This is a genomic window from Kitasatospora sp. NPDC090308 (genome assembly GCF_044769485.1).
In the GTDB taxonomy this organism is placed as follows: domain Bacteria; phylum Actinomycetota; class Actinomycetes; order Streptomycetales; family Streptomycetaceae; genus Kitasatospora; species Kitasatospora fiedleri.
Genome location: NZ_JBIVXY010000007.1, coordinates 150,815 through 166,943, shown reverse-complemented (window position 1 = coordinate 166,943; position 16,129 = coordinate 150,815). Strand labels below are relative to the sequence as shown.

Here is a 16,129-nt window from a genome sequence, read left to right as displayed (position 1 = left end):
TGTCGGCGGGGCGTCGGCGGTGCGCCGTCACCAGGGGGTGGCGGCCTTGACCAGCAGGACCAGCGCCACGGCCGCGTTCAGGGCCGAGACCGCCGAGACCGCGGTGCCCGCGGCGGCCACCATCGCGGCCAGGCCCGCCGGGGAGGCCGGCGCCGGCCAGGACTCGCCCAGCGCGGGGCTCAGCAGCGCGGTGACCCGGCGCGGCACGGGACCCGGCGCCGCGAAGGCCGCGAAGGACGGGGCCGGGCCCGCGCCCCGGGTGACCAGGGCGGCCCGGGCCACCGCCCGGGCGGTCAGCCGCCGGTCGCCCACCGAACCCGCGGCCTCCTCGTCCGCCCAGCGCTCCGTCGCGTACCCGACCGCCTTCTGCAACGGGCGCAGGAACGGGTTCACGCAGCTCGCCAACTGCGCCGCCAGCAGGTAGTGGTGGTGCCGGTTCGCCAGGTGCGAGCGCTCGTGCGCCAGCAGCGCCCGCTGCTCGTCCGCGTCCAGGCTGTCCATCATCGCCGTCGACACCACCACCCGGCCCGGCGCGCCCGGCACCGCGTACGCGTACGGCTCGTCGTCGGGCAGCACCACCAGGTCGGAGTCCGGCGGCATCGGGGCCAGCACCCGCTGCGCCCGGGCCCGGATGCGCAGGTGGCGGCGGAGCGAGCGGGAGCACGCCGTCAGCACCGTCACCAGGCCCGCCACCGCCGCCGTGCCCACCGCCTCGTGGAACGGCACCGCCGTGCGGATCTCCGGGTCCGACCAGCTGTCCGGCAGCGGGTTGCCCGGGATCTGCGCGGTGCCCACCACGAACAGCAGGCCCAGCGCCAGGGTGCTGCACACCGCCATCGTCACGCCGATCCAGGACAGCAGCCGCACCGCGTGGCGCGGGTGCAGGTGGTGCTCGGCCAGCCGGGCGATCGGCAGCGAGGTCAGCGGCAGCACCAGCGGGAGGAAGACGAAGGAGCCCATCGCTCAGCGCCCGTCGTCCCGGCCCCCGGCACCCGGGGAGGGCTCCGCCGCGTTCAGCAGCGACCGCAGCAGCTGCTCGTCCTCGGGCGTCAGCGCCGTCACGAACGAGGCCAGCACCGCGTCCCGGTCCGGCTCGGTGTCCAGCATCCGGCGCATCCGGCGGGCCGTCAGCCCCGCCGCGTCCGCCACCGCCGACCACACGTACGCCCGGCCCGCCCGGCTGCGCACCACCGCCTGCTTGGCCAGCAGCCGCGACAGGATGGTCATCACGGTGGTGTACGCCAGCTCGCCGCCCAGCTGCTCCTGCACCCAGGACGCCGTCACCGGCCCCGGCGCCCGGTGCAGCACCGACAGCACCTCGGTCGCCAGCTCGCCCTGCCCGCGACGGCGCGGACGCCCGCTCTCGTCGCCCCCGCCCTGTTCCGGGTCGACGCCCGCCAACTCCATGGGGAGACTCCCTCCGGCACGGCCGCCCGCGCCCGACTCGGACAGTTCGTCCTCCCATCCTAGGGGCGGGCCCGGCCGCGCCGGGCGTCGGGTAAAGAGTTCGTCAAGCGCCCGGCGGACGCCTGGCGGACGCCCGGCCGACGTGCGGCGATACCGGGTGCCACCGGGGCGCGGGCATGCGCGGGCCGTCGGCGGGCAGGCCGTAAGGTGGGGAACGGTGGGTGCCCCGTCGGCGGAACCGGCAGGTGACGCGGCGCCGGCACCGCCGCACGGCTGAGCACTGGCTGAGCACTGACGGAAGGACGGCCCGCGCCATGGCAGTTGACATCCGGGTGGAGCCCCTGGGCGACCGCGAGTACCTGGTCCGGGTCGAGGACGGCCCGGTCGAGGCCGCCACGCGGGTCCGGGTCACCGACGCGGTGCTGGAGCGGCCGGGCCTCGCCGACGGCGACGAGCGGCGGATCGTGCACGAGACGGTGGCGTTCCTGATCGAGCGTCAGCCCGTCATCGACATCCCCCCGATGATCGACCTGGACGACCTGGCCGACGCGTACGGGGACGCCTACCTGGAGGAGCTGGCCCGCCGGCTCGCCCGGGCGTAGCGGGTCCGTTCGGGGGCGGAACGACCGGGGTGTCACCGAACGCGCCCGGCGTCGTTGTCCTGGCGTGCACGTTCGAGAGGCGCTGCGGCGCGCAGCGGGTCGCTGCTCAGCAAGTGAAGAATCGTTTCTCCGCAGCCCCCGGCGGCTCCGCGGTGCTCGGTGGTTCCGTGGTGCTCGGCGACTCTGCGGTTCTCGGCGGTTCCTGACCCGGGGCGGTGGGGCCCGGTGAACCCCGGCGAGGCGCACGGGGACCCGCAGGTCCCGCCGCAGCGCGACAGCGCCGTCCGGGTCGTCCGGCACCTCGTCCTGGAGGTGGTCGTCGCGCCCGAACTGCACGTCCCGGTCGTCGCCCGGCTGCGCTACGGCGCCGACGAGCCCTACACCGTCCACCTGGACAGCCACGTCGACCTGCCCGACCCCGTCACCTGGTCGCTCTCCCGCGACGTCCTGCTGGCCGGCCTGACCCGCCCCGCCGGCCTCGGCGACATGTCCGTCGCGCCCGGCCACGGCCCCGACCGCGGACACCTCCTGCTCACCCTGCACGGCGAGGAGGTCGACGCCCTGCTCCGCCTGCCCGCCCGGACCCTGCGCGACTTCCTGCGGCGCACCGAGTGCGTCGTCCCGGTCGGCTGCGAACAGGAGCACGTCGACCTCGACGGGCTGGTCGAGCGGCTGCTGGGGGAGGACGACGACGGGGACGGCGGGTGAGCCGGCGTGCCGACCTGGGCGGGTGGCGCGGGGTGTTCCGTTCGCCGAGAGGCTCCGCCGGGTCCACTCCGTCCGGATTGCGGGATTTGCGCGGTTCCGGGGGCCTCCCGCACCCTCTAGGCATGACCTCACCCGTGTACCGGGGCCCCGCCCTGCTGCTGGCCGACGGACTGGAGATCCCGGTCCAGGCCGAACTGACCGGCAACGTCCCGGACGTGGGCCTGCCCGGCTGGACCGGCATGCTGGAGAGCGGGGACACCCGGTTCAGCGCCGGGACCGTCCGCTCCGGCCGGCTGCGGCTGCCCGGCGGCTGGGAGGGCGGCTTCGCGGTGATGCGCCGGATGCTCGGGGTCTCCACGGTCTGGGTGCGCGGCAACGACGTCGAGGCGTCCCCCGCGGACTGGCCGCGTCCGGCGCGCGGCCGTCCGGCGTCCTGACCCGTCCGGCCCGTCCGGCCCAGGTGGGGCGGGCGGGACGCGGGGTCGGCGGGGCGGCCGGTCAGCCGGTCGCGGGGCGGTCGTCCAGGTGCGCCGCGAACTCCGCCGCGCGGACCTCGGCCATCCGCTCGTGCCGGGCGACGCGGTCGGTCCAGGAGGCGTCGACCCCGAAGGCCGTGGCCGCGAAGCCGAGCCGTCCGAGCACCTGCGGCACCTCGGGGTCGCCCGGGGCCAGCAGCCGCACCGGGTCGCCGACGGCCATGGTGTACGGCGGGACGAAGTACTCCTCGGGCAGCACCGTGCGGGCGTGCACCAGGGCCGCGACCGCGACCACCGAGCCGGTGCCCACCACGGCCCCCTGGAGCACGTGCACCGAACTCGCCAGGTAGCAGGCCCGCCGCACGGTGCAGCCCAGCAGGGTGGCGTGCGGGCCGACGAAGACGTGGTCGCCGAGCAGGACCGGCCGGTCGGCGGCGACGGCGGAGGCGCGCAGCACCGCGTTCTCGCACACCACCGCCGCCTCGCCGACCTCGATCCGGGAGCCCTCCGCGTCCAGCACCGCTCCGTACATCACCCGGGCGCGCGGGCCGATCCGGACGTCGCCGACCAGGGTGGCCGTCGGCGCGACGTAGGCGGTGGGGTGGACCTGCGGGACGGCGCCGCGGTGCTCGATCCGGATGCCCGGGGGGTTCGTGGTCATGGCAGTGATCATCGCGCACCGCGGGCCCGCCCTGCCGACGGGAATCGGACCCGGCGCGCGCCATCGCCCGCGGCGCGCCCCGACACCCGCCCGGCGCGTGTTCCCCGCTGCCCGCGCCCCCCGGGCGGCGACCCGCGCCCCCTGGGCCGGAGGCGGGCGCAGGTGCCGGGCGGCGGTCAGGCGTACGGGCAAAGCTTGGGGGTGGTCCGGTGGCGAACCGCTGTCGCGGACGGGATCGGCGCGCTACGGTCTGTGGTCTGGAGGTGACCGATGGCTGAGCAGCAGACCTGCCCCGGCTGCGGCGGGGCGCGCGGAACGGAGAAGACGGAGCACTCGGTGGAGACCGACCCGCGCGGGGGACAGCGACCGGTGCAGCGCAGGTACTGGTCGCCGTGCTCGGTGTGCGGCGGCTCGGGGGTGGTGCAGCGATGAGGCTGCTCTTCGTCTGTCAGGACTGCGGCTGCCACTACCTGGTGCCGCTCGGCCTGGACTACCCCGACGGCGGTCGGGCCAGCTCCGTCTGGTGCTCGGCCTGCCAGCGCGCCGCCGCCGCCCGGGGCACCGTCGAACCCGCCGAACTCGCCGCCGTCGCCGTCCTGTTGGCCGTCCGCGCGCTCAAGGCCGCGCTCGCCGCCCGCCCCGCCCCGGCTGCCGACGGACGGCCCGCCAAGCCGGACCGCCGCCCCACCCGACCCGCCGTCAGCTCCCGCGGCCGCACCCGCCCGGCCGCCACCCGGAACAGACTGGCCTGAGGTCCCGTCACCTCCTCGACAGCGGCTCACCCTGCCTCTGAGGCAAAGTTCCTGGCGCGGTGTCAGTCGTCGCGGGCACCGTCCGTCCGGTCCCGGCCGCCGTTCCTGCCGCTGCTGCCGCCGTCGTTGCCGCTGCCGCGCACCGTGCGCGGGCCCAGCGGCTCCGCGCCCAGTGCGGCGACCCGTCCGCGCAGCTCGCGGTCGGCCGTCACCACCAGCAGGCGGCGGCCCGGCGCGGCGGCGGACTCGGCGGCGACCAGCTCCACGATCCGGTCGTCCCCGCTGCCCGGGGCCGACACCACCCGCACCTCCGGCACCCCGTCGACGCCGCGCGCCGCGCCCTCCACCACCAGGACCACCGCCAACGGGCCCGGCACGCCCGGCACCCCGGCCGCCGCCACCGGCACCAGCGCGTCGCGCAGCCGCTCGGCCGCGCCCCGCCGGTCCCGCCACCACCCGTCCGGCACGGAGCCGACGACGTTCGCGCCGTCCACCACCAGCAGCGGCGGCGGCACGGGCGGGTGCGGGACGCGGGATGTTCCGGCGGGCTGCTCCATGGACACCAAGCCTGCCACGTCCGGACGGGACGGATGGCGGGGTGTTGGTACGGACCAATCCCTACCGGACGGTATTGTCTCGGAGGCAAAACCCGCACCCGCAGTCGTTCCCGATCGGACCCTTCATGCACCACGGCACCACGGCCCACCTCGACGGTTTCCAGTACGGGTGGGTGAACCCGGTCGTGGCCTACCTGATCGCCTGCGTCGGAGCCGCGATCGGACTGCGCTGCACCGCACGGGCCATGACGCTGCGCCCGAACCGGCGCTTCGGCTGGCTGGCGCTGGCCGCCGGGGCCTTCGGGTGCGGCATCTGGTCCATGCACTTCATCGCGATGCTCGGCTTCATGGTCGACTCCTCCACCCTGGTCTACGACATCCCGCTCACCGTGCTCAGCCTGCTGGTGGCGGTCGTCGTGGTCGGCCTGGGCATCGGCTTCGTCGGCTACCGCGGCAAGGGCACCGGCACCCTGCTGGCCGGCGGCGTCCTGACCGGCGGCGGCGTCGCGGGCATGCACTACCTCGGCATGGCCGCGATGCAGGTCGAGGGCGAGGTCTCCTACGCCGTCCCGCTGGTGGCCGCCTCGGTGGCCATCGCCGTCGCCGCGGCCACCGCGGCGCTGTGGATGACACTGAACGTCAAGGGCCTGCCCTCGGCGCTCGGCGCCGCCCTGATCGCCGGCGTCGCGGTGGTCGCCATGCACTACACCGCGATGGCCGCCGTCACCGTCACCCTCGACGGCCGCCCGATCGGCGACGGCACGCCCGCCTCGCAGTTCGTCCTCCCGCTGGCCGTCGGCATCATGGTCGTCCTCGCCGTCGCGGGCATCGCGATCGCGCTCTCCCCGCAGGACCCGGAGGACGGCCGGACCCCGGCCGTCGAACCGATCCGGGTCGACCTGTTCGGACAGGAACGCCACTGACGGCCGCACCCGACACGGCGCGGGGCCCCGGACGCGGACGGCGACACGCCCGCACCGGGGCCCCGCGCCGTACGGCGGAGCCCCCGACGGGTGGTCAGCCGCCGTGCCGGTCGTGCCGATCGGAAGGGATCAGGTCGCGGGTGCGCGAAGGCCGTCGACCAACGGGTGTGCCGTCGGCACGGCCGGGTGCACCCGGCCGTGCCGGGCCCGGGGCGCGGTGACGGTTCCGGACGCCTGCCGCCGCGAGGAGCCCACGGTGACCAGCGAGGTGCAGCAGGCGGTAACGCGGCCTTCCAGGATCTGACGGACCTGACGGCCCCGACCGCTCGGCGCCGCTACCGGACGCCCGCTACCGGACGCCCGCCACCGGGCGGGTGGCGGAGGCGGCGGTCGCGGCCACGGTCAGGGGGTCGAGGGCCGGGCGGCCGAGGAGGTCGGTCAGGGTGGGGTCGGTGCCGTCCAGGAAGCCGTGCCGGACGCCGGTGGCGATCGAGACGAGCATGGGGGGCTGGAAGAGCAGCAGCCCCGGCGTCTCCTCCAGCAGCCTGCGCCGGTACTCGCCCAGGCCGATGGTGCGGTGCGGCACCCCGAGCCGGTCGGCGACCCGACCCGCCGTGACCGGCGTGCCGACCAGGTCGTGGACGCGTCCGCGGTGCGTCGCCGGGTCCGCCGCGACCAGTGCCGCGACCTCGGCGAGGTCCGCCCGCGCGACCGCGGCCAGCGCGCCGTCCCCGAACGCGGACTCCACGCCGTCCCCGGACCAGCGCAGCAGGCCGCCGAAGAGTTCGGCGTACAGGCCGTTGCGCAGGATCGTCCAGGCCAGCCCGCTCTCCCGGACGAGGCGCTCGGTGGCGCGGTGCGCGAGCGCGAAGCCGAGGTGGTCGCCGGCCGTGGTCAGGCTGGTGTAGACGACGTGGCGGACGCCGTCACGGACGGCCGCGTCCAGGGCCGCCGCGTGCCGGGCGACCACCCGGTCGTCCTCGGCGTAGCCGGCGGAGACCAGCACCAGGGTCGACACCCCGGTGAGGTCCAGGCCCGCGGGGTCGTCGAAGTCGAGCCGCCGGGCCCCCGGGCCCGGCGAGCGGCTGCCGCCCGTCGCGGCGACGCCGCGGGCGCGCAGCGCCGCCAGGGTGGCCGCGCCGAGGTTCCCGTTCGCTCCCGTCACCAGGATCATGTCCGTCCCAGCCTTCCGTCGTGGTTCTCTTCGGTAACTACGCTTGATCCTCGGCCGCACCGCCGACCCGCCACAAGGAGGCAGTCCCGTGTCACTCACGCACACCGGGGTAACCACCCCCGCCGACCTCGACCCCTGCGGACGCCACGACCACCCCGACTGCGGCATCCGCGACGTGCTGGACCGGATCGGCGACAAGTGGTCGGTGCTGGTGATCGTCGAACTGGCGGGCGGGCCGCGGAGGTTCCGCGCACTGCAGCGCGCCGTCGAGGGCATCTCCCAGCGCATGCTCACCCTCACCGTGCGCCGGCTCGAACGCGACGGCCTCGTGCGGCGCACCGTCTACCCGACCGTCCCGGCCCAGGTCGACTACCGCCTGACCGACACCGGGGCCGGGCTGACCCACCTGGTCAAGGCGCTCGCCGACTGGTCGCTCGACCACCGCGCCGCCATCGCCGAGGCCCGCCACGCGTACGACCTGGCCCACCCGGACCACGACATCCGCTGAGGCGGCCGGTGCCGGGGGGATGGCCGGATCCGACAGAACGGTGTCATTGCGGACACCGGGCCGAGCGGTCGAGGATGGGGGCATGCCCAGCAACCGCCGCGTCGTGATCGCGGTCTTCCCCGACGTCGACCTGCTCGACGTCACCGGCCCGGCCGAGGTGTTCGCACTGGCCGAGCGGGAGAGCGGCGGCCGGGCCGGCTACCGGGTGGAACTGGCCGGTCCGGAGCAGGGGCTGGTGCGCACCTCGGCCGGCGTCCGGCTGGCCGTCGACCTGACGTTCGACCAGGTCGACGGCCGGCTGGACACCCTGCTGGTGCCCGGCGCGGTCCGCCCGGGCCCCGACGGGCCCCGGGCCCGGATCGACCCCGAGGTGGTCGCCTGGGTGCGCCGGACCGCCCCGTCCGCCCGGCGGGTCGCCTCGGTCTGCGTCGGCGCGCACCTGCTCGCCGCCGCCGGGCTGCTGGACGGGCGGCGCGCCACCACGCACTGGTCGACGGCGGCCCAACTCGCCGCCGACCACCCGGAGGTGACGGTCGACCCGGACCCGATCTTCGTCCGCTCCGGAGCGATCTGGACCGGCGCCGGGATCAGCGCCTGCATGGACCTCGCGCTGGCCCTCGTCGCCGAGGACCACGGCGAGGAGCTCGCCATGGCCGTCGCCCGGCAGTTGGTGATGTACCTCAAGCGGCAGGGCGGACAGAGCCAGTTCTCCGTCCCGCTCAGCAGCCCGCCCACCTCCCGCCGGGACATCGACGAACTGCGCCTGCACATCGCCGACCACCCGGACGGCGACCTCTCCGCCCGGGCGCTGGCCGCCCGGATGTGCCTGAGCGAGCGCCACTTCGCCCGGGTCTTCCGGCAGGAGACCGGGACGACACCGGCGGCGTACGTCGAGGCCGCGCGACTGGAGGCCGCCCGGCGGCTGCTGGAGAGCACCGACCAGCCGCTCGAACAGGTCGCCGCCGCGAGCGGCCTCGGCTCCGTCGAGACCCTGCACCGCACGGTCCGCCGCCGCCTGGGCACCACGCCGGCCGCCTACCGCAGGCGCTTCCGGGTGGAACCCGGCGCGACCCGGGGCGTGGACGGGGCCTGAGCCCCCTTTTCCCGACCGAAGAATCCGACCGCGGGCCCGACCACGGGTCCGACCACGGGCCCGACCACGGGTCCGACAGAACAGGGTGAGTGACATGAGCATGGAAAATGCGTCCGCGACGCTGCGCACGGTGATCGGACTGGACGACGCGCTGCCGCGCCTCGCCGATTCGGTGTTGGTCCTGATCGACTACCAGAACACCTACCGGGAGGGCGTGATGGCGCTGGAGGGCGCCGAACCCGCCCTCGCCGCCGGGGCGCGCCTGCTGGCGGCGGCCCGGGAGGCCGGCGCGCCGGTGGTGCACGTGGTCAACGACGGCGGGCCGGGCACGCCGTACGACATCCGGGCCGAGATCGGGGCGATCAGCGCGCCGGTCGCCCCGGCGGAGGGCGAGCGGGTGGTGGTCAAGACCTTCCCGGACTCCTTCCACGGGACCGAACTGGCCGAGGTGCTCCAGGAGTTGGACGGGGACGGGCCGCGCCGCGACCTGGTGCTGGCCGGCTTCATGACGCACATGTGCGTGGCCTTCACCGCGCAGGGCGCCTTCCGCGGCGGGTGGCGGCCGACGGTGGTCGCCGAGGCGTGCGCGACCCGGTCCCTGCCGGGGCCGGACGGGCGGGTGGTGCCGGCGGCCCAACTGCACGCCGCCGCGCTGGCCACCGTCGGAGACCTGTACGGGACGGTGGCCGCGACGGTCGCCGATCTCGTGGGGTGAGGCCCGGGACGGCCGTGGGCCTCGCGGGGGCGGGCCCGCGGCCGTCGCCGGCTTCGCGCGGTGAGGCCCGGGGCGGTCGCCGGTCTCACGGCGTGAGGGCCAACCGGATGGCGCCGTAGCGGCGTTGGGCGTAGGCCGCCGCGGTGGTGGCCGCGCCCAGGGTCAGCCAGCCCAGGGGGCCGGTGGCCAGGACCGCGCCGGTGAGCAGGAGCGGGCCCGCGGCCTTCTCGGTGGAGTGGGCCATGCCCGCCACCCCCAGGTACTCGGGGCGGGCCCGTTCCGGGGCCAGGGCCACCGACAGCTCCCAGGAGACCACCGAGCGGATCAGTTCGGCCAGCGTCACCAGCACCGCCGCGAGCAGCAGCAGGGCCGAGGCGGGCAGCGGTCCCGTCCGGTGGGCCAGGGCGGCGGCGGCGCAGCAGCCCAGGACGGCGAACCCGTACAGCGGGACCACCCGGACCGCCTGGCGGGCCGTGCTGACCAGGGCGGAGACCCGGAGTTGGGCCAGCACCACGACCACGGTGTTGATCGCCAGGAAGGCCGGGACCAGCGCGTGCGGGGCGCGGGTGGAGTGGATCAGCCAGAGCGGCAGGCCCACGTTGAGGATCGCGTCGTCGATGGTGAGCATCGCGTCCAGGGCGACGAAGCGCAGGTACCCGGCGTCCCGCCAGGGGTTGGGCCGGGGAGCCGGGGCGGCGGCCCCGCCCACCGTCGCCGTCGGACCGTCCGTGGCGGCGGCCGTGGCGGCCCGGCCCGGCTCCCGGAGGGTGGCCACCAGGGCGGCGGCGACCAGGAAGGAGGCCACGTCGGCGATCACCAGCACCCGGTACGCGGCCGGGGTGCCCACCGCCAGGCCGAGCGCGGCCAGGCCGGCGCCCGCCGCGTACCCGGCGTTCATCGAGGTGCGCGACAGCGCCCGGTAAGCCGAGCGGCGCTCGCCCGCGACCTCGGTGGCGTACAGCATCTCCATCGCGCGGGCCGCCCGGTCGCCGAGCGTGGCCAGCGCCACCACCAGCAGCAGCGGAATGAACGCGGCGCAGAACAGCACCGCCGTCAGCGCCGCCACCCGCAGCAGGTGGCAGCCGATCAGCACCCGCCGCACCCCCCAGGAGGCGGCCAGCCGTCCGGCCAGCGGCGTCCCCGCGATGCCCGCCACCGAGGAGACGCCCAGCAGCAGCCCGACCTGTGCGGCCGTCAGCCGCCCGACCTCGGTGAAGTACAGCACGCAGGCCGCCGCCCAGACGCCGGTGCCGGTGCGGTCGACGAACAGCGTCAGCAGCATCGCCCGCCCGTCCCGTCCGCCCGGTGGCCGCCGCAACTGCTCCAGCAGCCCGTCGCCGCGCGTCCGCTCGCCCATGGTGCTCCCCGTCCGGTGTGAGGGTGGTCCGTCCGTACGGAGAGCACTCTGCCCGAGAAGTCTCTTGATATCAAGAGACTTGATGTCGAGAGGTAGTGTCGATGAGGGGGCGGAGCCGGCGCCGCCGACGGGTACGCTCGGCCCATGGTTGATCATGTACGCGCGCAACACCCCGTCGGCGTCGGCCCGGTGACGGCGGAGGACCTCGCCGAGGGCGTCCGGCTGGTCGTCGCCCTGCTGAGCGGGCCGGACGCGGCGGCGGCCGACTGGGACCGGCCCGCCGGAACGCTGGAGTGGAGCTGCTGGGAGACCGCGGAGCACCTGGCGGACGACCTGTTCGCCTACGCCGCCCAGCTCGGGCCGCAGTCGCCCCCCGCGGACGGGTTCGTGCCGTTCGCCTACCGGCAGGAGGCGCCGGGCAAGCCCACCAGCGTGGTCTTCGCCCAGCGGGCGGCCGGGCCGCGGGGCCTGGTCCAGGTGCTGGAGGCGTGCGGGGCGCTGCTGGTGGCGATGGTCCGCACGGCCCGCCCGCAGGACCGCGCCTTCCACGGCTTCGGGACGGCGGACGCGGAGGGCAGCGCCGCCATGGGGCTGGTCGAACTCTTCGTCCACGCCGAGGACTTGGCGCTCGGTCTGGGCCTGGACTGGACGGCGCCCGCCGGGATCAGCGCCCGGGTGCTGGCCCGGCTCTTCCCGGCGGCCCCGACCGGCACCGACCCCTGGCCGACCCTGCTGTGGGCCACCGGCCGGGGCGACCTGCCGGGCCGCGAACGGCCGCCCACCGGGTGGCGCTGGTACAGCGCCCCGCGCGACTGAACCGCCCCGCGCCCGTGCGACTGGTCCCGCGCCGCTGAGCCCGGTCCGCGCTGCCGAGGCCGCGCCGCTGGGCCCGCGCCACCGCTCCCCGGCCGGGTCAGAGCAGCGGCTGGATGTCCCCGGTGGTGACGGTGGGGCCGGTGCCGCGGGTGGTCAGGTCGTTCGGCGGGATGCCCGGGTGGTGGCGGGAGTCGCCGGGGGTGGCGGGGGTGGGGTCGGCGAGCGAGATGCGGGAGACGATGCGGTAGCGGTCGCCGCGGTAGAGCGAGTGGGTGTACTCGACGGGGCGGCCGGTGGCGTCGCTGGTGAGCCGCTCGAAGCGCAGGGCGGGGGAGAGGGCGGGGATGGTCAGCAGGCGGGCCTCGCGGTCGTTGACCACGGTGGGCTCGATGGCCTGGACGGCCTCGTGGACGTGGGCGCCGCGGGCGGCCAGGAGCTGGTAGAGGTCGCCGTGCTCCAGCTCGGCGGGGGCCAGGTCGGGCAGCAGGTCGGCCGGGATGTGCAGGTGCTCGATGGCCATCGGCTCGCCGTCGACCAGCCGGAGCAGCACGAGGTGCAGGATCGGCGCGGCGGGGGACAGCCGCAGCTTGCGGCCGATCGCCGCACCGGCCGGCAGCGGGGTGAACTCCAGCACCTGACTGGTCCAACTGCCGGACGCCCTCGGCACGTTGAAGGACGGGTCGCCGCCGACGGACGGGGTCAGCTCCTGGACGATCTTGGCGGGGGCGACGAACGTGCCGCGCCCGTGCTCGCGCACCAGCAGGCCCGCGGCCACCAGTTCGTCCACCCCGGCGCGCAGCGTCGGGCGGGAGACGCCGAGCTGGGCGCAGAGCGCCCGCTCGGAGGGGACCGGGTCGCCCGGGGTCAGTGACTCGACCAGTTCGCGCAGGTACTCCCGGACCTGATCGCGTTTCAATCCCGCCCCGCCGGACGAATCCGTCGCCATCGTGCCATCCCTTCGCTCCGAACTGGTCAGACCATACCAGACCAGTTCGCGGACCTTACCAGTGCTCGCCCCGCCCTCGGAACCCCCGAACTGGAAGGTTCCTTTGCAGGTGGGAGGCCGGTCGGGGCGGGTGCGGGGGGCCTTGACGGGCTGCACCGGCTGTGCCACCTTCTCTTACCACCGACCGGACCAGTTCACTCTACTGGTAAAAAGTCGGTCTCCTTGGAACCACCCCCACACGCATCCCCAGTCACCTTGAGGCGGCACCCACCGTGAGATCCACCGCACTTCCGACCGTCCTGCGCTCCGCGATCGCCCTGCTGCTCGGTGCGGCCACCCTGACCGCCTGTTCCTCCGGCTCCGGTTCGGGCTCCCAGGAATCGGCCGGACCGGCCGAGCTGACGGTCTGGATCATGAAGGACAGCGTCACCGACCCCTTCCTGAAGGACTTCAAGGCCGACTTCGAGTCCTCGCACCCCGGCACCACCCTGAAGGTGCAGATCCAGGAGTGGGACGGCATCGGCCAGAAGGTCACCAGTGCGCTGGCCAGCAACGACGCCCCGGACGTGATCGAGGTCGGCAACACCCAGGTCGCGCAGTACGCGGCCAGCGGCGGCGTGCACGACCTCAGCGACAGGACCGCCGAGCTCAACGGCTCCGACTGGATCCCCGGCCTCGCCGACCCGGGCAAGATCGACGGCAAGCAGTACGGCATCCCCTGGTACGCCGCCAACCGCGTGGTCATCTACAACAAGGACCTGTTCCAGCAGGCCGGCATCACCACCCCGCCCAAGACCCGCGAGGAGTGGATCGCCGACACCCAGAAGCTCAACACCGGCGGCAACGAGGGCATCTACCTGACCGGCCAGACCTGGTACGTGCTGGCCGGCTTCCTCTGGGACGAGGGCGGCGACCTCGCCGCCAAGGGCTCCGACGGCAAGTGGAAGGGCGCCCTGGACACCCCGCAGGCCAAGGCCGCGATCGGCTTCTACCAGCAGCTCCAGGCGCTCGGCAAGGGCCCCAAGGACGCCGACGAGGCCAAGCCGCCGCAGGCCGAGGTGTTCGCCCAGGGCCACACCGCGCAGTTGATCTCCACCCCCGGTGGCGCCAACGCGATCATCAAGGCCAACCCCGCGCTCAAGGACAAGCTCGGCTTCTTCCCGATCCCCGGCAAGAGCGCCGACAAGCCCGGCGCGGTGTTCACCGGCGGCTCCGACCTGATCGTCCCGGAGTCCTCCCACCACCAGCAGGCCGCCTACGAGGTGGTCAAGGCGCTGGCCGGCGACAAGTGGCAGACCGAGATCGCCAAGCAGATGAACTACGTCCCCAACCGGACCACCCTGGCCTCCGTGCTCAGCGGGAACGAGGGCGCCGCCGCGATGGCCGCCGGCGCGGTCAGCGGCCACGCCACCCCCAACTCGCCCGAGTGGGCGGCCGTCGAGGCCGACAACCCGATCAAGCAGTACATGACCCAGGTCCTCACCGGCGCCGACCCGGCCGCCGCGGGCAAGACCGCCAGCGAGGCCATCACCAAGGCGCTCAGCGGCAAGTGACCCGGCCGGGCCCCCGCGCCCCCGCCGGCCCCCCGGGTCCGCACCACCGTCGAACAGGAGTACACCCCGCCGTGCCCACCAACGCGTCACCGCCGCTCCGCACCAGGATCCGGCCCTACCTGCTCATCGCCCCGACCCTGGTGGGCGCGGCGTACCTACTGCTCTACCCCATCGCCCGGAACCTGGTGATCTCCTTCCAGCACTTCCGGCTGGCCCAACTGATCCGCGGCGGAGCCCCGTTCGTCGGGTTCGACAACTACACCGAGCTGCTCTCCGACTCCAAGTTCTGGACCGTCACCCTCCGCACCCTCGGCTGGACCGCGCTCAACACCGCGCTGATCACCGGCCTCGGCACGCTCGTCGCGCTGATGCTGGTCCGGCTCGGCCGGCGGATGCGGCTGGCCGTGATGAGCGCCCTGGTGCTGGTCTGGGCCACCCCGGTGATCGCCGCCACCACCGTGTTCCAGTGGCTCTTCCAGTCCCGTTTCGGAGTGGTCAACTGGGCACTTGACCAGTTGGGGCTGCACGGCTACCGCGACTACGCCTGGTTCGCCCACTCCGGTGCCACCTTCACCGTCCTGGTGCTGCTGGTGGTCTGGCAGTCCGTCCCGTTCGCCGCGCTCACCCTGTACGGCGGACTCACCACCATCCCCGCCGAGCTCTACGAATCTGCCCGGATCGACGGCGCGAGCGCCTGGCAGACCTTCCGCCTGGTCACCGTCCCCGTGCTGCGGCCGCTGTTCGCCCTGGTCACCTCGCTGGAGGTGATCTGGACCTTCAAGTGCTTCGCCCAGATATGGGTGGTCAGCCAGGGCGGCCCCAACGGCGCCACCACCACCCTGCCCGTCTACGCCTTCCAGATCGCCCAGAACCTGCACAAGTACGACCTCGGCTCCGCGGCCTCCACGCTCACCGTGCTGATCCTGCTCGCCGCGCTCGTCACCACCCTCCGGCGGATGCACCGCCAGGAAGGAGCCGAGGCGTGAAGCTCCTCGCCCCCCGCCGACTGCGCCGGCTGCCGCTCAACCTCGCCGCGCTCGCCGTCCTCGCCACCGCCGCCTTCCCGGTCTACTGGATGGTGGTCACCGCCTTCAAGCCCACCGCCGAGATCCAGGCCGCCACCCCCGCCTTCCTCCCGCTGCACCCCACCCTCGAGCACTTCTCCACCGCGATCCACGCTCCCGGCTTCGGCGGCTACTGGCGCAACAGCCTGTACGTCACCCTCAGCGCCGTCCTGCTCTCCCTGATCGTCGCCCTGCTCGCCGCGTACGCCGTCGGCCGACTGCGCTGGAGCGGCCGCCGGGCGTTCCTGCTGCTGGTGTTCACCGCGCAGATGGCGCCCTGGGAGGCGCTGCTGATCCCGATGTACGTGATCGCCCGCGACACCGACATGCTCGACAGCCTCAGCATGCTCACCCTGGTCTACTTCATGACCACCCTGCCCTTCACCATCGTCACCCTGCGCGGCTTCCTCGCCGCCGTCCCCGCCGAACTGGAGGAGGCCGCCCAGGTCGACGGCTGCACCCGGCCGCAGGCCTTCCGGCGGATCACCCTCCCGCTGCTCGCCCCCGGCCTCCTGTCCACCTCGCTGTTCGGGTTCATCACCGCCTGGAACGAGTTCGCCTTCGCCAACACCCTGATCATCAAGAACCAGGACGCCCGCACCCTCCCGGTCTGGCTCTCCTCCTTCGCCAACGTCTTCGGCACCGACTGGGGCGCCACCATGGCCGCCGCGAGCCTGTTCATGCTCCCCGTCCTGATCGTCTTCCTCTTCCTGCAGAACAAGGTCACCACCGGCATGACCGCCGGCGCGGTCAAGGGCTGACCCCCACCGCCCCCGCCCGCCGGGCTCCGGCCCCCGCCCGCACCGTCCGCAGAGCC

The 16,129-nt window shown here is 74.8% G+C and carries 20 protein-coding genes; 13 read left to right on the top strand and 7 right to left on the bottom strand.

Features of this window, described 5'->3' with window-relative positions; all coding sequences use genetic code 11:
• Nucleotides 1-27: 27 nt before the first annotated feature.
• Together ACIQVD_RS18690 and ACIQVD_RS18685 are read right to left on the bottom strand one after the other, a co-directional pair.
• Nucleotides 28-960, bottom strand: a complete 933-nt coding sequence (locus tag ACIQVD_RS18690) for a M56 family metallopeptidase (protein WP_400681234.1) — start codon at nt 958-960, stop codon at nt 28-30.
• A gap of 3 nt (nt 961-963) precedes the next feature.
• Nucleotides 964-1,407, bottom strand: a complete 444-nt coding sequence (locus tag ACIQVD_RS18685; protein WP_400681236.1) for a BlaI/MecI/CopY family transcriptional regulator — start codon at nt 1,405-1,407, stop codon at nt 964-966.
• Between the two features lie 314 nt (nt 1,408-1,721).
• On the opposite strand from ACIQVD_RS18685, the gene ACIQVD_RS18680 reads away from it, so the two are divergent.
• From ACIQVD_RS18680 to ACIQVD_RS18670, 3 genes are all read left to right on the top strand, one after another.
• Nucleotides 1,722-2,009: a hypothetical protein gene (locus ACIQVD_RS18680; RefSeq protein WP_400681237.1), complete on the top strand. Its 288-nt coding sequence runs from the start codon at nt 1,722-1,724 to the stop codon at nt 2,007-2,009.
• A 225-nt stretch (nt 2,010-2,234) separates the two neighbouring features.
• Nucleotides 2,235-2,717 carry an SsgA family sporulation/cell division regulator gene (locus ACIQVD_RS18675; protein ID WP_402290376.1) on the top strand — a complete coding sequence of 161 codons (483 nt, stop codon included), beginning with the start codon at nt 2,235-2,237 and terminating at the stop codon, nt 2,715-2,717.
• Nucleotides 2,718-2,839: 122 nt separating this feature from the next.
• Nucleotides 2,840-3,154, top strand: coding sequence for a hypothetical protein (locus ACIQVD_RS18670; protein ID WP_400681241.1), 315 nt, complete (start codon nt 2,840-2,842; stop codon nt 3,152-3,154).
• A gap of 61 nt (nt 3,155-3,215) precedes the next feature.
• Here the strand turns inward: ACIQVD_RS18670 and ACIQVD_RS18665 are convergent, their stop codons facing one another.
• The gene (locus tag ACIQVD_RS18665; protein ID WP_400681244.1) at nt 3,216-3,854 is read right to left on the bottom strand and encodes a gamma carbonic anhydrase family protein; all 639 of its coding nucleotides are present in this window, start codon (nt 3,852-3,854) and stop codon (nt 3,216-3,218) included.
• Nucleotides 3,855-4,124: 270 nt separating this feature from the next.
• Between ACIQVD_RS18665 and ACIQVD_RS18660 the strand changes: the two genes are divergently transcribed.
• Together ACIQVD_RS18660 and ACIQVD_RS18655 are read left to right on the top strand one after the other, a co-directional pair.
• On the top strand, nt 4,125-4,286 hold the full coding sequence (locus ACIQVD_RS18660) for a hypothetical protein (protein ID WP_159072917.1): 162 nt from the start codon (nt 4,125-4,127) through the stop codon (nt 4,284-4,286).
• A complete protein-coding gene (locus ACIQVD_RS18655) occupies nt 4,283-4,606 on the top strand; it encodes a hypothetical protein (protein WP_402290371.1) in 324 nt (107 codons plus the stop codon). Before ACIQVD_RS18660 ends, ACIQVD_RS18655 begins: the two co-directional genes overlap by 4 nt.
• Before the next feature lie 62 nt (nt 4,607-4,668).
• Here ACIQVD_RS18655 and ACIQVD_RS18650 read toward each other — a convergent pair whose 3' ends face one another.
• Complete coding sequence (locus ACIQVD_RS18650) at nt 4,669-5,163, bottom strand: NTP pyrophosphohydrolase (RefSeq protein WP_402290369.1); 495 nt, start codon at nt 5,161-5,163, stop codon at nt 4,669-4,671.
• Nucleotides 5,164-5,288: 125 nt separating this feature from the next.
• On the opposite strand from ACIQVD_RS18650, the gene ACIQVD_RS18645 reads away from it, so the two are divergent.
• Nucleotides 5,289-6,086: an MHYT domain-containing protein gene (locus ACIQVD_RS18645; RefSeq protein ID WP_400681251.1), complete on the top strand. Its 798-nt coding sequence runs from the start codon at nt 5,289-5,291 to the stop codon at nt 6,084-6,086.
• A gap of 349 nt (nt 6,087-6,435) precedes the next feature.
• Here ACIQVD_RS18645 and ACIQVD_RS18640 read toward each other — a convergent pair whose 3' ends face one another.
• The gene (locus ACIQVD_RS18640) at nt 6,436-7,260 is read right to left on the bottom strand and encodes an NAD(P)H-binding protein (protein ID WP_402290366.1); all 825 of its coding nucleotides are present in this window, start codon (nt 7,258-7,260) and stop codon (nt 6,436-6,438) included.
• Nucleotides 7,261-7,348: 88 nt separating this feature from the next.
• Between ACIQVD_RS18640 and ACIQVD_RS18635 the strand changes: the two genes are divergently transcribed.
• The 3 genes from ACIQVD_RS18635 (at nt 7,349) to ACIQVD_RS18625 (ending at nt 9,576) form a co-directional block, all read left to right on the top strand.
• Entirely contained in the window at nt 7,349-7,768 is a 420-nt protein-coding gene (locus ACIQVD_RS18635; protein WP_402290364.1) for a winged helix-turn-helix transcriptional regulator, read from the top strand.
• 82 nt (nt 7,769-7,850) lie between these two features.
• Nucleotides 7,851-8,861 (top strand): GlxA family transcriptional regulator, encoded by a 1,011-nt coding sequence (locus tag ACIQVD_RS18630; RefSeq protein WP_400681259.1) that lies wholly within the window; start codon nt 7,851-7,853, stop codon nt 8,859-8,861.
• 94 nt (nt 8,862-8,955) lie between these two features.
• The gene (locus tag ACIQVD_RS18625; protein ID WP_402290362.1) at nt 8,956-9,576 is read left to right on the top strand and encodes an isochorismatase family protein; all 621 of its coding nucleotides are present in this window, start codon (nt 8,956-8,958) and stop codon (nt 9,574-9,576) included.
• Between the two features lie 85 nt (nt 9,577-9,661).
• On the opposite strand, the gene ACIQVD_RS18620 is transcribed toward ACIQVD_RS18625, so the two are convergent.
• Nucleotides 9,662-10,933 (bottom strand): MFS transporter, encoded by a 1,272-nt coding sequence (locus ACIQVD_RS18620; protein WP_402290360.1) that lies wholly within the window; start codon nt 10,931-10,933, stop codon nt 9,662-9,664.
• 144 nt (nt 10,934-11,077) lie between these two features.
• On the opposite strand from ACIQVD_RS18620, the gene ACIQVD_RS18615 reads away from it, so the two are divergent.
• Nucleotides 11,078-11,749: a hypothetical protein gene (locus ACIQVD_RS18615; RefSeq protein WP_402290357.1), complete on the top strand. Its 672-nt coding sequence runs from the start codon at nt 11,078-11,080 to the stop codon at nt 11,747-11,749.
• Nucleotides 11,750-11,846: 97 nt separating this feature from the next.
• On the opposite strand, the gene ACIQVD_RS18610 is transcribed toward ACIQVD_RS18615, so the two are convergent.
• A complete protein-coding gene (locus ACIQVD_RS18610; RefSeq protein ID WP_100834439.1) occupies nt 11,847-12,695 on the bottom strand; it encodes a GntR family transcriptional regulator in 849 nt (282 codons plus the stop codon).
• A gap of 272 nt (nt 12,696-12,967) precedes the next feature.
• Here ACIQVD_RS18610 and ACIQVD_RS18605 point away from each other — a divergent pair, with 272 nt between their 5' ends.
• From ACIQVD_RS18605 to ACIQVD_RS18595, 3 genes are all read left to right on the top strand, one after another.
• Nucleotides 12,968-14,248, top strand: coding sequence for an extracellular solute-binding protein (locus ACIQVD_RS18605; protein WP_402290354.1), 1,281 nt, complete (start codon nt 12,968-12,970; stop codon nt 14,246-14,248).
• A gap of 71 nt (nt 14,249-14,319) precedes the next feature.
• Nucleotides 14,320-15,234 (top strand): carbohydrate ABC transporter permease, encoded by a 915-nt coding sequence (locus ACIQVD_RS18600; protein ID WP_400681269.1) that lies wholly within the window; start codon nt 14,320-14,322, stop codon nt 15,232-15,234.
• On the top strand, nt 15,231-16,073 hold the full coding sequence (locus tag ACIQVD_RS18595; protein ID WP_400681270.1) for a carbohydrate ABC transporter permease: 843 nt from the start codon (nt 15,231-15,233) through the stop codon (nt 16,071-16,073). Before ACIQVD_RS18600 ends, ACIQVD_RS18595 begins: the two co-directional genes overlap by 4 nt.
• Nucleotides 16,074-16,129 lie beyond the last annotated feature (56 nt).

Bases quoted from the DNA above. Each gene is read 5' to 3' on its own strand.
- ACIQVD_RS18665 (WP_400681244.1), bottom strand. From the start codon at position 3,854: ATGACCACGAACCCCCCGGGCATCCGGATCGAGCACCGCGGCGCCGTC.
- ACIQVD_RS18660 (WP_159072917.1), top strand. From the start codon at position 4,125: ATGGCTGAGCAGCAGACCTGCCCCGGCTGCGGCGGGGCGCGCGGAACG.
- ACIQVD_RS18685 (WP_400681236.1), bottom strand. From the start codon at position 1,407: ATGGAGTTGGCGGGCGTCGACCCGGAACAGGGCGGGGGCGACGAGAGC.
- ACIQVD_RS18690 (WP_400681234.1), bottom strand. From the start codon at position 960: ATGGGCTCCTTCGTCTTCCTCCCGCTGGTGCTGCCGCTGACCTCGCTG.
- ACIQVD_RS18680 (WP_400681237.1), top strand. From the start codon at position 1,722: ATGGCAGTTGACATCCGGGTGGAGCCCCTGGGCGACCGCGAGTACCTG.
- ACIQVD_RS18630 (WP_400681259.1), top strand. From the start codon at position 7,851: ATGCCCAGCAACCGCCGCGTCGTGATCGCGGTCTTCCCCGACGTCGAC.
- ACIQVD_RS18615 (WP_402290357.1), top strand. From the start codon at position 11,078: ATGGTTGATCATGTACGCGCGCAACACCCCGTCGGCGTCGGCCCGGTG.
- ACIQVD_RS18655 (WP_402290371.1), top strand. From the start codon at position 4,283: ATGAGGCTGCTCTTCGTCTGTCAGGACTGCGGCTGCCACTACCTGGTG.
- ACIQVD_RS18625 (WP_402290362.1), top strand. From the start codon at position 8,956: ATGAGCATGGAAAATGCGTCCGCGACGCTGCGCACGGTGATCGGACTG.
- ACIQVD_RS18610 (WP_100834439.1), bottom strand. From the start codon at position 12,695: ATGGCGACGGATTCGTCCGGCGGGGCGGGATTGAAACGCGATCAGGTC.
- ACIQVD_RS18620 (WP_402290360.1), bottom strand. From the start codon at position 10,933: ATGGGCGAGCGGACGCGCGGCGACGGGCTGCTGGAGCAGTTGCGGCGG.
- ACIQVD_RS18645 (WP_400681251.1), top strand. From the start codon at position 5,289: ATGCACCACGGCACCACGGCCCACCTCGACGGTTTCCAGTACGGGTGG.
- ACIQVD_RS18640 (WP_402290366.1), bottom strand. From the start codon at position 7,260: ATGATCCTGGTGACGGGAGCGAACGGGAACCTCGGCGCGGCCACCCTG.
- ACIQVD_RS18650 (WP_402290369.1), bottom strand. From the start codon at position 5,163: ATGGAGCAGCCCGCCGGAACATCCCGCGTCCCGCACCCGCCCGTGCCG.
- ACIQVD_RS18670 (WP_400681241.1), top strand. From the start codon at position 2,840: ATGACCTCACCCGTGTACCGGGGCCCCGCCCTGCTGCTGGCCGACGGA.